Here is a 15,184-nt window from a genome sequence, read left to right as displayed (position 1 = left end):
AACTAGATGAGTCCCGAAGTGGCTCTTCTAGTTTAAATGCAACTATATGCTTACAATTGTAGCGCTGTAGTTTTTAGTATCTAGTTTTTGGTTCGGAGATTCTCATGATGAGAATCGGTTTAATAATGAGAATTGTTTCTTTTGGCTCCATTACCTAATTTTCAATAGATATGCAAAACAAATCTGCTCGTTATTATGGTTTTCTCTCGATTGGAGCTGCAATCGCCACGATCGCACTGAAATTAGGCGCATACCTATTGACTAATTCTGTGGGTTTTTTATCAGATTCTCTTGAGTCAGGAGTTAATCTTGTAGCTGCGATCGGGGCAGTATGGGCATTAACCTATGCAGCTAAGCCACCCGATGAAGAACATGTATTTGGACATTCTAAAGCTGAATATTTTTCGAGTGGATTTGAAGGAGCCTTGATCCTCGTTGCAGCTGTAAGTATTGCGATCGCGGCAATTCCAAGATTATTAAATCCTCAACCTCTTGAACAGCTTGGTATTGGTCTAGTACTTTCCTTAGTCGCATCAGCAATTAACGGAGGAACTGCGCTCATATTACTCAGAGCAGGTAAACGCCTACACTCAATTACTTTACGAGCCGATGCTCATCACCTACTCACGGATGTATGGACTTCTGTGGGCGTAATTTTGGGATTATTCTTAGTTTCTGTAACAGGTTGGTTGATTCTCGATCCCTTGATTGCTCTATTAGTTGCTGCCAATATTGTTTGGACTGGCGTAAAACTGATACAAGAAAGTGGTTCAGCACTTTTAGATGCTTCAATTCCTTTAGAAGAGCGGCAAATGATCGATGAAATTCTCTCTTCCTACGATCGCCATCAAGTACAATTTCATGCAATTCGCACCAGAATGGCAGGTACAAGAAGGTTTGTATCTTTTCACATATTGGTTCCAGGCGTTTGGTCAGTGCAACAAGGACATGACTTATGCGAAGAGGTTGAATCTGCTATCTGTAACGCTTTACCACACATGAACGTTCTCACGCATTTGGAACCATTAGAAGATCCCAAATCTTGGACGGATCAGGAGTTATAAAAGAGGGGCGCTTCGCGCCCCTCTTTTATAACTGATGTTACGCAGAACTTAGACGATGAAGCTCTTGCTGCTAGACAATCAGCGCAGCCACGGGGGAGATGCCCTTACCTGAATAATTCATGTTCTGTAGGGGCTGTGCCCCCGTGCCAGCCCCAAACCTCAGCTATCGCAGGAATTCTATCAGCGTAAGGAGAGTTTTATAATTTATTAGTTTCAAAAGTATCACATTGGTTGATATCACCTGTGTTTAAACCACGCTTAAACCAAGTTACTCTTTGCTCAGAAGTTCCATGAGTAAAAGATTCTGGAATTACATGACCACTTTTAGATTGCTTTTGCAAATAGTCGTCGCCGATCTGAGTCGCGGTGTTTAGAGCTTTAGTCACATCTTGATCCGTGATCAGACCTCGTTGAGCCGTGAAGTGTCCCCAAACACCTGCCAGACAATCCGCTTGCAGTTCTATCCTTACCGACAGTTCATTGGCTTTAGCCTTACTTGCAGTAGATTTCAACTGCCTGACCTTGCCTGATGTGCCGCGCAAATTTTGAATATGATGACCAACTTCATGGGCGATCGCATAGGCTCTCGCAAAGTCAGCATCGTTGCCAGCCGTAGCTTCTAGATATCTAAAGAAACCCATATCTAGATAAACTTTGCGATCGGCAGGGCAATAAAATGGACCCGCTGAAGTTTTGGCTGATCCACAGGCTGAATTAACGTAACCATCAAATAGAACTAATTTTGGTGCTTGATAATTACTGTTTAGCTGCTGCTTAAAAATGCGCTCCCATGTATCTTCAGTATCACCAAGTACTGATTTCACAAATGCCGAGTCGCGATCTTGGGTTGGCTTTTTGACTAGGGCTTGTGGTGCAGGGGCAGGTTTATTGTTGCCTCCAATCAAATTTAAAATCTGAGAGGGATCAACCTTAAAAATTAGCCCAACGATAACTGCGATCGCCATCGCGCCACCACCTAACCCGCCCAGCATTCCCATTGATGATGAACTTAAATTGTTTGGTGTAGATGACTCATCAGAAGAACCATCGCGCTGGTCTTCTACGTTATCGCTCTCGCGCATTTCATCCCATTTCATATAGCCATTCCTGATTCATGTGATTTCATTGTTGTGAATATAGCGCTATCAGCCCTAACTAAAACCAAATAATTTTTTAAAATGTAGCAATAATACCAAATCACAAAATGGCGCAGCCATTTTGTGATTTTAAAACCCTTACTGGGTTTGGTTTTTAATTCACCAAAGTGTCGCCACACTTTAGTGAATTAAAAACCAAAAGATAAGTGGCGGCGCGAAGCGCCGCCACTTATCTTTTGGTTTTGCGGGAGAATCACATTTAGCTGTTCTATGCTCCCATGCCTGAATATTGCTTGATACCTTTACGCCATAGCCAACGACTGATCACGAAGAAAACCGCCATCCATCCAGCCATTACCCCAATTCCTTGCCAGACATCGATCGCTTTACCCACCAAAAGTGCCGCAGGAAAATACACCATATAAGGGAAAGGTGTCCACATGACAATATCGCGAACTAGTGGTGGAAATACATCTAGAGGGGCAATGATCCCTGATAGAAAGATATAAGTTAAAAACCAGAGTTGTTCGATCGCACTAGCTCTCTCTGTCCAAAATGATAAAAGTCCAAAAGTATATTGAATGAGGAATCGCAATAAAAAGGCGATCGCCACAATAAATGTCGCAAGTAAACCAGTTGACCAAGACGGAATCCAGAATGATTGTGGATAGAGAACAAAAAATAAAGCTATCAAAACCACCAGCATTGGCAATCTCGCAAAACGCTCAGCGATGTGATTGATCAAATGATGCCAAAATGGGTCAATCGGTTGTAAAAGACGATGTGAGAGCTGTCCTGAAATTAGTTCTCTCTCAAAGTCCCAAATTACCCAAACAATATTAAATTGCCTTACAACAAATACCGCTAAAAAGTAACGAATAAACTCTAATGCCGTGAAACCAAAGCTACCAGTTTCCGAAGCTTTTAGCCATGCACCCATCAAAATAAATGGCAAAGAATTCGATAATAACCAGATAAAAAGTTCTGCTCGATATTCGAGCATATAGGCGTAATAGGTTGAGAATAATGTTCTCGCAACCCGAAATATATATCTAAGCCGCATAAATAGTTTCATCTTCTTTGCGCCAAGCAGGATCGACGATGCAAATGAATACAATCGGCTCATCACCAATGTTGCGCAGAAATTGCTTGGCATCTGGTGGAATATATACCGCATCACCAGATTCGATCTCGCGAATCTCTTCGTCTATATGCATTTCCCCTTTACCACTCAGAATGTAATACACCTCAGAAGTAGTCAGAGAATGCGATTGAGAAGTCTCGCCCACTGGCAAAATTGCATGGGCGAGGCTATATCGCAGATTGATATCCTGCTTGTCAGGATGTAATAATTCGCGCAGTATTGTCGAATCTCCAGCAATAAACTCTGGACAATCCAGCAATTTTTGGATCAACATCAATGGAACTCCTCTCACAAAGTGGGATTGCAAAGCGGGCTTGCCGCCCTGCTACTATCTAATCGCTTGGACATCCTTAGGCGCAAAGCCATGGGCGCTTAATTCTTTGTTAAGAGCGATCGCATTCTTAACGCGATCGACAAACAAGACTCCATTCAAATGATCCATTTCATGTTGAATTACTCTTGCAAGCAAACCTTCAGCTACAAGATGTTTGGGTCTACCATCTTCATCGCGATAGGAAACTTCAACGCGATCGGGTCGCACGACATCTAGAAATACTTCAGGAATACTCAGACAGCCTTCTTCGCCAGTAATCAGGTCACCACCTGAAGACTTTACTTCAGGATTGATCATTACTAAGGGTGGGATGTTCTCATCCTTGAGTTCGATATCAATAACGAGTAATTGCTTATTGATCCCCACCTGTGGCGCAGCAAGACCGATGCCGTCGTTGCTATACATGGTTTGCAGCATATCGACAACAATCTGACGAATTTCGTCGTTTACTTTGCTAATGCGCTTGGCTGGCTGGCGCAATACGCGATCGCCTAGGGTATGGACTTGCAGTGGCGGATTCTTGAGCTTTTGTTTGGGGACTTTTATTGAAATTGCAGACATTGCCAATCAGCTTGTAAATATAAGCTTGTAGTTAACTATTTATATTTTGGCATATTGCATCGCTTGTTCAGCAATTAACGTACTTTGCTTGTCGAATAGGGGTGCGGAGGGTAGATACGATCGCCTAGTTCATCGGTGAATTCAAAGAGTATCTGAATGATCGTGCTGAATTCGTAAGCAAAGCTGAACACGATATACTTAAAATTAACCAAAGCAACGCACGCAAAAAATCTGGCTGATTACTTGATTATGAGTAAATTTGAAAGAATATCAATTAAAGGGTTTCGTCGCCTTCAACAAGTCGATCTGGAAATGCGAGATCTTGTAGTGATGATTGGTGCAAATGGCTCAGGCAAGACATCCTTTTTAGATGCTATGTCAATGTTAGCGGCTTCAGCAAGTGGAAAGTTACATGAGTCATTACAAAGCAAAGGTGGGTTAAATGAAATTTTGACTAGGGGGCGATCGCAAGAACTAGAAATATCACTTTCGATGAAAGCAAATGACAAAGACGCTTTGCAATATAGTTTAGAGATATCTCCTAAAGGTTTATCTTATGAGATTAGGGAAGAAATTTTAGAACAAAAGAGAAAGCAAGAAATAGAAATACTAAGTAACCTTGTGCCAATGACAGCAAACTTAATTTCTCCTAAATATATTGATTCGCATGGTTTAGATATCACATATTTTCAGAAAGGTAGTGGATTCTTAAAACCAAATTGGGAACATAATTATCTGGAGACTTCTCTTTCTCAAGTTCCTAAAATGTATCAAGAACCAGAGAATCTGCGAAAAAGTCTTGCTTCTTGTACTTATTATGGAGCGCTTGATGTGTCAGGGACAAGCCCAATCCGCCTACCTCAAGCCATGCGACCCGCGAAATTACCAGGGGTAAGAGGTGAGGATTTAGTTTCTTGTCTTTATGATTTGCGTGAAAGCGATCGCGATCACTATGAAATGGTTGAGAGTATTATTTCTGCTGCATTTCCAGATTTTGAGCGTTTAAATTTTCCTCCAGTTGCGGCGGGAACTATCTCTATGACTTGGAAAGACAGAAATTTTTCACAGCCTATATATGTCCATGAACTATCAGAAGGAACGCTGCGATTCCTTTGGTTAGTAGCACTATTACAGAGTCAAAATTTGTCAACAATTACACTCTTAGATGAACCTGAAGTTAGTTTGCATCCAGAACTTTTAAGGCATTTAGTTTACTTGATGCGCGAGGCTTCCAAGCATACGCAGTTAATTGTCGCAACTCACTCAGATCGACTTATTCGATTTCTTGCACCCCATGAAGTTCTGATTTGCGATCTTGAGGATGGCGAGGCAAAAATGACATGGGCTGATACGCTCGATTTGGATAAATGGCTAGAGGACTACAGCCTCGATCAACTTTGGTCAATGAATGTAATGGGTGGTCGTCCATGAAAATTGCTATTTTAGTGGAAGGGGCTACCGAATCAGCTTTTAGAGAGAAGCTACGCGAGTTTTTGCAAAAATATTTAGCGCAAAATATGCCGAGATTAAAATTTATTCCACAGGATGGGAGAATTCCAAAGGAAGATAAGTTAAAGCGGATTGTGGAAAATTTATTGAGTGGGAAAGATGCTTATGATGCTGTGATTGCTTTGACCGATGTATATACGGGGTCAAGAGATTTTGCAAATGCTGCTGATGCTAAAGCGAAAATGACTGCATGGGTTGGTAATAATCCGAAGTTCTATCCACATACTGCTTGTCACGATTTTGAGGCATGGTTACTTCCCTATTGGCAGACAATCCAAAAGATTGCTAAACATAACCGTTCTGCACCTAGTGGCGCACCAGAGAAGGTCAATCACAATAAACCGCCTTCTTACTGGATCAAGGAGATTTTTAAATTAGGGGATTGCAAAAGGGACTATAGCAAGATTATTGATGGCAAAGCTATTCTCAAAAATCAAGATCTGATGATTGCGATTCAAGCCTGTCCAGAGCTAAAGGCTTTTGTAAATCAAATTATTTCTTTGTGTGGTGGTAAGGTGATTGTCTAAAACTTGTAAAATTTGGAGGCGATCAGTGTACTCATAATGATTAGATGCGATCTTTCTCAAATTGTACTGAGCCATACGCAAAGTCTCCACCAAATTTTTTAAGCAACTTTCTTAGGGCGATCACTCTTGAATCTACTTCGATGGATTTTGGATCGGCAACTTTGCTCAAAACTACTCTGGCAAAGACTTTTTCTGTAAATTTATATTTTTCAGCTTGAAAATATGCAATTGTCTGGGTTAGTTGCTCGACAGCAGAAATCAAATCTCTTCCTTTCAGTTCGACAAAGTATATATCCGATGCTTGTTCATTCACAGATTTAGATTCACAAACGATAATGAGATAATCGCATTTTCTTTGGCTTTGACTAGGAATTACGCAACCATCAATTCTTACTTTACATACTTTCTTTTTGGATGGATTTTGAAGAATATATTTTCTTTTATTCTCTTCTGCAACAACTAGCTTTCCTTCAGAACAATTGGTACAGTCTCGATAATTTTCTTGAAAATCTTGACAATTAAACTTCATGCCTCAATCCTCAAGATCAAACAGTTGATTAAAGGTATCAACGATAATGTTTGAGGCTCTATCGATTTCGGCTGATTGAATTAATCCCATTTCGCGATCGACAATAGTTCGTGCAGTACCATTCTCTAAAATATAAGAATTTAATCTATCTGGATTAATCCAGAATCGATGATCTATAATATCTAACACCTTATCACCTTTCTTTAATTTGTAACTTAGAGTATGTGCATAAAGAAGGTTATTAAATGATGAGAGAATATAAGGACTATGAGTAGTTAAAACAACTTGATTATCACGTTGATAGTCTAAGTTGTTTTCTTGATTAACTATAATTGCAATTAAATCAATTATTTGTTTTTGTGCTATGGGAAAAAGATGGGCTTCAGGTTCTTCTATGACTAAAAATACTTTACGCTGATTAAGAATAAAAAGGAAAATAATCAACAATATCCAAACAACTTCCTGTTGTCCTGAAGAAGCAAAATTAATTAAAGTACTTTTATCATCTGCAAAAGCAATTTTTTCGATTCCATTAATAGAAGTATAAGATCCTCTCAAAACTGAATTGACTATATCTCTAGCAATAATAATAGTTTTTATTGTTTCAGGATTATTAAAGCTGTCAAAACAGTCTCCAATTAAATTATTAAGACCTTCCTCAAAAATTGGTTTTATTTGATCAATACGAGAGATAAAGTTTTGCATCAGATAATCTAGTTTAGGTAAGCTATTTACATCTGAATCTGCATTAGAAATCTTTTCATTACCCATATCAATGTTATACCTTTGCTGAGATAGAGTAGTGATTAAGCTACGCCCAGCAGGTAAAAAGACAATATCTCTATCATCACAAAATAGCCAATTAAGTTCATTCTCAATTTCTTTTAATAGTGCAGATTCTTTTGATTTAATAGCACTTATTTCTATTGAAGAATAAAAACTGGAAGATTTAGGATGTAACTCACTATATAAACTATGAGCCTTGTCCATTATCTTTTTAAATGTTTTTATGAGATCTTCACTAAATTCGATAGTTATAGAATGATTATCTTGAGATAGATAAATATACGTCTCAACTTCATCACGATATCTATACTCCAATCTCATATTTGGAGATTGAAGTGTAGAGCCGTATATCTTTATGAATTTTTGTCTTGCTAGTTTAGCAAAGTTAGAAATGGAGTTATCAAATTTATTTTGGTTATAGCAATCAAGATAATATCTATATAAATCATCTCTTAAAGATTTAAAAAAGAAGATTGCTTTACTGACAGTACTTTTCCCACTAGCTTGAGAACCAATGAACACAAGAATATCATCTATATCGATTTCGAGATCCGAGATTGGTCCAAATTGATGAATAGTTAATTTTTGTTTCATACGGGTTTTATTTACAAAAGATTGAAGAATGCTGAATCGATTTCGTAGCCTAGGCTTTGGGTCATTTGCTGTAACTTAGCTGTGCTTTCAATGCCGCGTGACTTGAGCCAGAGCGAAATTGTGAATACCTTCTGCATTACAAAAAGCTCCAAGGCTTCAGGATTGTATTGCAACACATAGCCATCACCTTCGCGCTTAAACTGGTGGGGAACTAGCATCGCGGCATAGCGACTGAGTTCTGCACGCCAATCGAGGATATAGCTAAACCAAGGATAGGTAGCATCAAGGCGGACAAACCAGAGACGGACTTCCGAGATTTCTGATAGTTCGCGAGGGTCGCCATCTTCCTTATTCCATACTAGTTCGATTTGAAATTGGCGATCGCCTTCGGGTGTTGCATCCCAATTTGCTAATAACTTCTCGATCGCAATTTTGGCAGGAGTAATATCCAGCGACTCAATACAGGCTTGGTTGACGTAGATGATAGTAGACATATGGCTTTTAGAGCTAAGTAAGATGGGCGCTTTGCGCACATTAAAGATTAAATATTTATTTTTTGGTAAGTTTTCGCGAAGAATAAGTTTAATGGGAGCTTTGCGCCCATTAAACATTTATTTTTTCGGTAAGTTTTCGCGAGGATCGAAAGATTGGATTTCTAGCAACTGCTCGTATAGTTCGCGCTCGCGCTTGCTAGGAGTTTTGGGAACTACGATCTGGACTTCTACATACTGATCGCCAAAGGTTCGTGCATCCTTTGGGAAACCTTTGCCAGAGAGTCGCAACTGCTGTCCAGACTTCACCGCAGGAGGAATAGTTAGCTTTACTAAACCGCTTAAAGTGGGAACTTCCACCTGAACACCGAGTACAGATTCGCTCGGTGAAATTGGTAATTGGCAGCGAATATCGGAACCTTCGAGGGTAAAGAATGTATGTGGTTTGAGCGTAATTTTGAGATAGAGATCGCCACCTGATGCGCCTTGACCTTTGAGTCTGATTCTTTGACCTGAAAGCACACCTGCGGGCATATTTACTTCTAGCGATCGCCCATCTTCGAGTCGTATACGTTCGCGACCACCAACATAGGCTCGTTCGAGAGGCAACTCTAATAAAGCCTCAGAATCTCGGCGTGGCGTGGGGCGTGGAGGGGCTTGTGTAGTAGTGCGGTAGGACGACGCGCCGCCAGTGTCTTGAGCACGCTCATTAGTGCGAAACTTGCCTAATAATTGATCGACAAATTCTTGGAAGTCGTTGTATTGGCTAAAGTCAACATCGCCAGAGTAGCCACCACGCTCAAAGTCTGGCGTATATTGCTCTCGCGATGTAGGTGGTCGGCTCCCTGCACCTTGAAATCCGCCTTGTTTCCAATATTGCCCAAAGCGATCGTATTGCTGGCGTTTGGTGGTATCAGACAAGACTTCGTAGGCTTCGCCGATGTCTTTGAATCGCTCTTCGGCTGCCTTGTCATTGGGATTCAGGTCGGGATGATATTTCCGCGCTAACCTGCGATAGGAGCGCTTAATTTCGTCAGCCGTGGCTGTCTTCGGTACACCGAGGATTTCATAATAGTTGCGAAAGTTTTGCATATTTCCCGAACTGCAAACAAGGAGATAACTTAGCTTACCTTATCGTTGCTTTAGCAAACGCTTGCGGGTTTGCTAGGCACAGCGCAAATACAGTGCTTTACACGGCATTTGTTTTGATTTAGATCCAGCTAGGTAACCACATTAGCACGGGCAAATAACCTGAGGAGATCGGTAAACCGATATAAATTGGCATCCAAAATACAAAAGCGATCGCAATAATTCCCACAATCCCAGAACCAAGCGTCCTCAATTCTTGTAATGGCGATCGCCACATTAACGATACCAACAAGGCAAGAGTGGCAAAGGCAAAAACTGAGGCAGGCATATAGTGATACAAAAATATGCAACGTTTGCTTAAGCTCCAAGGCAGCCAATGTGCCAGAAAACTAGTAGTTACATAGAAAGTAACCCAGAATAATGTTGATGGCGACAGAGATCTGTTTGCACGATTTATTTGAGTTATTAGCTTGGGTGGGAACCTTAGCTTTGAGGCAACTAAAAATGATAAGCCGATCAGCAATGCGATCGCACTGAGCCAATATAACAATGGATTACCCATCGCGTGAACAAATTGCACCATGCTGTTGGGACGTGTCTCAAAAAAATAGGCAACGGGACGGATTAATAAAACCCAACTCCACCAAGGCGAACAATAGGGATGGATCGGTTCAGCTTTGCCAGCACCCAAGTTTTGATGAAAGCCAAGTATTTGGCGGTGCAATTCCCAAATATCGCGTTCGGGATTAATCATTAAATGTGGAATCCATTGCACAAAATAAAAGGCGATCGGCAAAATGATTAATCCAATCACAATTTGCGGAGCATTTAAAGTTTGGCGATAACGTGACCATGCATAACCCATCAGCACTACTAGCCCGACCACATAAGCCAAGCCTGTCCACTTCACGCTAATTGATGCGCCGAACATCAAGCCTGAAGCAATTACCCAAAACCATCTTTGTCGCGATCGCTTTAGGGCTAGCACGATACATAGATGGCTGAGCATCCCAAAAAGCAAAATATAAATATTGATCAAGCCAAACCTTGACTCTACCAATAGCAAGCCATCCATGGCAATAAACCAGCCCGCTAGCCATGCCCAACCACGGCGATCGCTCAATTGCCAGAACAACTCATAGGTAACTAAGGGTAGTAATGAACCTGCCAGTGCCGTCATACAGCGGTAGCCAAAAGGCGCAAAACCAAAAATCTTGATGCCTATGGCAATGATGTATTTAGCTAGAGGTGGATGCGCGTCAAATAGAGTCTCTCCACGCAAATAGTTTTGAGCAAACTTAGGATAATAAACTTCATCAAAAACGACATCCGCCGTGCCATCCAAATTCCAAAAGCGAGTGCCAAAGGCAACCAAAGCGATCGCCAATACGCCAAAAACTGGATGCTCCGATAGCCAAATCAGGCGATCAGACAAACGAGCAAGGGGAGTACTGATTATTTTTTCCCTCCAATTGCCCATTTAATGTTCTCATCTAAAAAATACTAGAAATATTAGGGGTTACGCTGTAGCCCCGCACTCAAGTGCGGGCTAAAAGCTCAAACCCGTTGAAACGGGTTAATTAGAAGTTTTTTCAGTCCACTTCAGTGGACTTGAGCTTTTAGCCAAGAACTTGAGTTCTTGGTTTATTTACCCGCTTTAATCTGGGCTACTAAAGATTCCAAATCCTTAATGTCAGGCACACCAGATAAAAATACTCCGTTTACCACAAATGAGGGTGTACCACGTACTCCCAAAGACTTACCAAGTTCAAAATCTTTATTGATAGCTGCTTTTGCTTCTTCGCTTTTGCGATCGCGATTAAAGCGATCAACATCAAGTTTCAAAGTATTTGCAAGTTCCAGATAAAACTCTTCACCAAGTTTACCCTGCTGCTCAAATAAAGCATCATGATATTCCCAAAACTTGCCCTGTTGTGCCGCAGCCCAAGCCGCGAGCGCCGCAGGTTCAGCTTGCTTATGAATCTCCTTCAGCGGGAAATGTTTAAACACTAAAGTGACATCATTCTGATTTTTTGCCATGAATTCCTTCACCACAGCATACCCTCTTGCACAAAAAGGACATTCAAAATCTGAGAACTCAGCCATAATAATTTTCTGGCTTGCTGAACCTGTAACTGGAGAATTGCGGAGTAGCAATCGAGGTTCTTGGCGAATTTGGGACAACACCTTATCGCGCAACTGCTCTTCTTGTTGAGCCTGAGATCTCTGATAGGACTGCACTGAGTCTAAAATCACCTGCGGATTTTTACGGATAATTTCTAAGACTTTTGTCTCAAATTGAGCATCAGATAGTTGAGCATTTGCTGTTTGTCCTGTAGAAGCACAACTAGTAATCATCAGTAAGAGTGCAACTAAGGCTGAGAGCAGGTATGGTTGGAGTCGCATTACAAAAACATCCCAAATAGAAGGTGGAATTCTTTTCGTCTTAAGTCTACACGATCTCTAATCAAAACCGATTTTAGGGTTTTCAGCGCCGCTGGCGCAGAAAACCCTAAAATCGGTTTCATAATTTAGAATTGCTACATTTCTTGTATCTTAAGGAGTACACGATTTAATAAGGAACCAATTTTTAGTAGCGTGGCTTTACTACGCCACTAAAAATTGGTTCCTTATGGGCGACGACATAATATGTTAAGTTATACTAAGTTTGTTTAAGATTACACACGGGGCAATTGATTTGAGACGTAGTTAAACAATCTTACTGTTACCAATAGATATAACAATAACCGCTATTACCGATACTTCCAAAAGTCAGACTCTAATTCTTGCAGGTAACTATTCTGAATATTTAAACTGGCACAAAAACAATCTATCTATTAAATCTTGTAAATATGTAGAACGAATTGAAGACATACAGGGAATACATGGATTTTTGACAAATAGCGTTCTCTATGGAGATTATGAGCATAACCCTGTGTATAACACCTCAAAAATGCGCGAATTTTTAGCTGAACGTAATTCTCCATTTCGCGCATATGTGCGCTAGCAAGCAAAATAAACCTTAAGATCCAAGTAGACAAATCGCCCGCCAAGTGGGCAATTTGTCTACTTGGATCTAGTTACTTATAAATATATTTTAAGTTTAGATGCTCCGTCATTCTGTCAAAAACTTTATCTTCTGTAAATGGTTTAGAGAGGAATCCATCAAACCCATTTAGACATAAATCCTCTTCTCTGAAATCAACTAAGCTAGCTGTTAAGGCAATTATTTGGACTTTCTGCGATGGGGGAATATTTCTCATTGCCTCAATTTCCCTGATTGCCGATGCAGCCTCTTGCCCATTCATGATCGGCATCCTAACATCCATCCAAATCAAATGTGGTGACCAAGATTGCCATACATCGATCGCATCTTGTCCATTCGTAACTTCGCGCACCTCAATTCCTAGCGGTGATAAAATCCTCGTTAATAGTTGGCGGTTCAGACGCATATCTTCAGCAATTAAGATACGGTAGACTTGATTGTCCTCAATGCCGATCACTCGACGTGGTGATTTAGTTGGAGAATCGACACTAAATAAATCTAAAGACTTAACGGGAATGTCAAATCTGAAGGTAGAACCTTCGCCAACTTTACTGATGACAAACATTTGCCCACCCATTAGCCTCACGTAGTTATAGCTAATCGACAGTCCTAGCCCAGTCCCTTCTTGCGATCGCCTGCCAGAATCTGTTTGGACAAAGGGCTGAAATAAGGTTGATATCTCTGCTTCGGAAATACCCGTCCCCGTGTCTTCCACTTCAAAACACAAGCAACGAGGAATCTCGGAAACTTCTCCAGCTATTCTGTCTATATTATCGGGTAAGTTGCGGACATCTACGCGCACTATAACGTGTCCTGATTCAGTGAACTTGATCGCATTACCGATTAAATTGATTAATATTTGGCGTAATTTACCTTCATCGGTATAAATATAGGGAGGAACATCTGGCTGAACACTCACATCAAAAGATAAATCTTTTTCTTGAGCCTTCAGATACAACATATCTCTTGCGGTATCTACGATGTCGTATAGAGAGCATTCCTTCTCACGCAAAAGTACGCTACCAGCTTCGAGCTTTGACATTTCTAAAATGTCATTAATCATTGCTAGTAGATGATTGCCACTATTACAGATAGTTTGCAGATCTGTCTGGTGTTGTTCATTTAATTCTTGGTCATAAAGCATTAGCTGAGCAAAACCTAGAATTGCATTTAGAGGAGTACGCAACTCATGACTCATATTTGCTAAAAAGGCAGCTTTAGAACGGCTTGCTGACTCGGCAGCTTCTTTTGCGAGCTTAAGGTCATAAGTACGTTCTTCCACTCGTTGTTCTAATAGATTGGCTTGTTCTCGGAGTTTTGCTTCTGACTCACGCAGGGCAAGTTCTGTCTTTTTAAGCAGCGTAATATCATAGAAAGTATTTAATAAAACTTGCTCGCCTTTTAGCCATAGTGGATGCACAGATGCTAGTACCCACAAGGGTTCTTGATTAGCTTTGCTTAGACGAATCTCGTAGTCGCGCACTTTTTGGTTTTGCAAAAGATGCTTCTGTAAAATCTCCCATTCTGCGGGTAAATAGTAAAGATCTTTAATAGATCGCTGTATTAAATCGTGGGATTCTCTTTCGAGGATTGTGCCAGCACTAGTATTAGCATATGTAATCACACCATCAGAGAGTTTACTAACCAGCATTGCCATACTAGTTGATTCTGCGATCGATCTAAACTGCTCCTCGCTTTGGTGCATCGTCTCGACAGCGCGATTGTATTGCTCGTATTCGATCGCATCACCATGCTCAGTGCTAGTCGCTAGCATTATTTCGAGATCACTTTTATCTCGATAGACAATTTCTAATATTGATTGCAAGGTAGCTTGAGCCATCTTGCGCTCAAGGATTTCACTTTTTAGTCTTTTATTAACATCTAGAAGCTCCGCTTCAACAAGATCGCCATGTTCAACTGCGGTTAATAAGGAGTTTTCCAGATCGCTATTTTCCATCTGAAGTCGGCTGACTTGCATTCGTAAGCTTGTGACTTCCTGCTGGAGTTTTTGCCAGTCTTTTATGGATATTTCTTCAGAAAATTTGGAATTGTCCATGTAGGGAAATTTTGCTAAAGCAAACAAATTATTTAGAAGCGCCCAAGATCAAAAGCAAAGCAATTTAGAAACATGAACAATTGTAATCAATTCTAAATTATGAAACTGATTTTAGAGTTTGTAACGCTGTAAGCGTTACAAACTCTAAAATCAGTTTTGAGGCAAGTCCACCGACAGCGGACTTGCCTCAAAACTAGTTTTTGTAATGATAATTACTCAGACACACGATGCAATATTTTTTAAATGTTAAAAGTTTACTAAATTTAGTATGAGCTTTTAAAGATTATATCAGTTGTTTTTTGTCAAAATATTTTGACATATCCGATAACCATGGTTACTTACATAAAAATTAGTCAA

General features: G+C 40.4%; 14 protein-coding genes. 3 read left to right on the top strand and 11 right to left on the bottom strand.

Annotation, left to right across the window (positions count from 1 at the left end; genetic code table 11):
- The first annotated feature begins 170 nt into the window (after positions 1-170).
- The gene (locus tag PseudUWO311_RS03085; protein WP_142653610.1) at positions 171-1,064 is read left to right on the top strand and encodes a cation diffusion facilitator family transporter; all 894 of its coding nucleotides are present in this window, start codon (positions 171-173) and stop codon (positions 1,062-1,064) included.
- 197 nt (positions 1,065-1,261) lie between these two features.
- Here the strand turns inward: PseudUWO311_RS03085 and PseudUWO311_RS03080 are convergent, their stop codons facing one another.
- The 4 genes from PseudUWO311_RS03080 to def form a co-directional block, all read right to left on the bottom strand.
- Complete coding sequence (locus PseudUWO311_RS03080) at positions 1,262-2,161, bottom strand: neutral zinc metallopeptidase (protein WP_142653609.1); 900 nt, start codon at positions 2,159-2,161, stop codon at positions 1,262-1,264.
- A gap of 268 nt (positions 2,162-2,429) precedes the next feature.
- On the bottom strand, positions 2,430-3,224 hold the full coding sequence (locus tag PseudUWO311_RS03075; RefSeq protein WP_142653608.1) for an ABC transporter permease: 795 nt from the start codon (positions 3,222-3,224) through the stop codon (positions 2,430-2,432).
- Positions 3,214-3,579 carry a cupin domain-containing protein gene (locus PseudUWO311_RS03070; protein WP_142653607.1) on the bottom strand — a complete coding sequence of 122 codons (366 nt, stop codon included), beginning with the start codon at positions 3,577-3,579 and terminating at the stop codon, positions 3,214-3,216. Before PseudUWO311_RS03070 ends, PseudUWO311_RS03075 begins: the two co-directional genes overlap by 11 nt.
- Positions 3,580-3,633: 54 nt before the next feature.
- Positions 3,634-4,200, bottom strand: a complete 567-nt coding sequence (gene def / locus PseudUWO311_RS03065; RefSeq protein WP_142653606.1) for a peptide deformylase — start codon at positions 4,198-4,200, stop codon at positions 3,634-3,636.
- Between the two features lie 249 nt (positions 4,201-4,449).
- Between def and PseudUWO311_RS03060 the strand changes: the two genes are divergently transcribed.
- Entirely contained in the window at positions 4,450-5,631 is a 1,182-nt protein-coding gene (locus PseudUWO311_RS03060; protein ID WP_142653605.1) for an AAA family ATPase, read from the top strand.
- A complete protein-coding gene (locus tag PseudUWO311_RS03055; RefSeq protein WP_142653604.1) occupies positions 5,628-6,236 on the top strand; it encodes a DUF4276 family protein in 609 nt (202 codons plus the stop codon). Before PseudUWO311_RS03060 ends, PseudUWO311_RS03055 begins: the two co-directional genes overlap by 4 nt.
- Before the next feature lie 40 nt (positions 6,237-6,276).
- Here the strand turns inward: PseudUWO311_RS03055 and PseudUWO311_RS03050 are convergent, their stop codons facing one another.
- The 7 genes from PseudUWO311_RS03050 to PseudUWO311_RS03020 all read right to left on the bottom strand — a co-directional run bounded on the left by PseudUWO311_RS03050 (position 6,277) and on the right by PseudUWO311_RS03020 (position 14,827).
- The gene (locus tag PseudUWO311_RS03050; protein WP_142653603.1) at positions 6,277-6,765 is read right to left on the bottom strand and encodes a hypothetical protein; all 489 of its coding nucleotides are present in this window, start codon (positions 6,763-6,765) and stop codon (positions 6,277-6,279) included.
- A gap of 3 nt (positions 6,766-6,768) precedes the next feature.
- Positions 6,769-8,145 (bottom strand): AAA family ATPase, encoded by a 1,377-nt coding sequence (locus tag PseudUWO311_RS03045; protein ID WP_142653602.1) that lies wholly within the window; start codon positions 8,143-8,145, stop codon positions 6,769-6,771.
- Between the two features lie 11 nt (positions 8,146-8,156).
- Entirely contained in the window at positions 8,157-8,639 is a 483-nt protein-coding gene (locus tag PseudUWO311_RS03040) for a CRR6 family NdhI maturation factor (RefSeq protein WP_142653601.1), read from the bottom strand.
- Between the two features lie 117 nt (positions 8,640-8,756).
- On the bottom strand, positions 8,757-9,728 hold the full coding sequence (locus PseudUWO311_RS03035) for a DnaJ C-terminal domain-containing protein (RefSeq protein ID WP_142653600.1): 972 nt from the start codon (positions 9,726-9,728) through the stop codon (positions 8,757-8,759).
- A 118-nt stretch (positions 9,729-9,846) separates the two neighbouring features.
- Positions 9,847-11,205, bottom strand: a complete 1,359-nt coding sequence (locus tag PseudUWO311_RS03030) for a phospholipid carrier-dependent glycosyltransferase (RefSeq protein WP_142653599.1) — start codon at positions 11,203-11,205, stop codon at positions 9,847-9,849.
- 164 nt (positions 11,206-11,369) lie between these two features.
- On the bottom strand, positions 11,370-12,131 hold the full coding sequence (locus tag PseudUWO311_RS03025; protein ID WP_142653598.1) for a DsbA family protein: 762 nt from the start codon (positions 12,129-12,131) through the stop codon (positions 11,370-11,372).
- Between the two features lie 674 nt (positions 12,132-12,805).
- Positions 12,806-14,827: a PAS domain-containing hybrid sensor histidine kinase/response regulator gene (locus PseudUWO311_RS03020; RefSeq protein ID WP_142653597.1), complete on the bottom strand. Its 2,022-nt coding sequence runs from the start codon at positions 14,825-14,827 to the stop codon at positions 12,806-12,808.
- Between the last annotated feature and the right edge of the window lie 357 nt (positions 14,828-15,184).

Origin of the sequence: Pseudanabaena sp. UWO311 (assembly GCF_006937785.1) — a bacterium.
In the GTDB taxonomy this organism is placed as follows: domain Bacteria; phylum Cyanobacteriota; class Cyanobacteriia; order Pseudanabaenales; family Pseudanabaenaceae; genus Pseudanabaena.
Note: the sequence above shows the minus strand (reverse complement) of the source record. Positions and strands in the feature narration are given on the sequence as shown.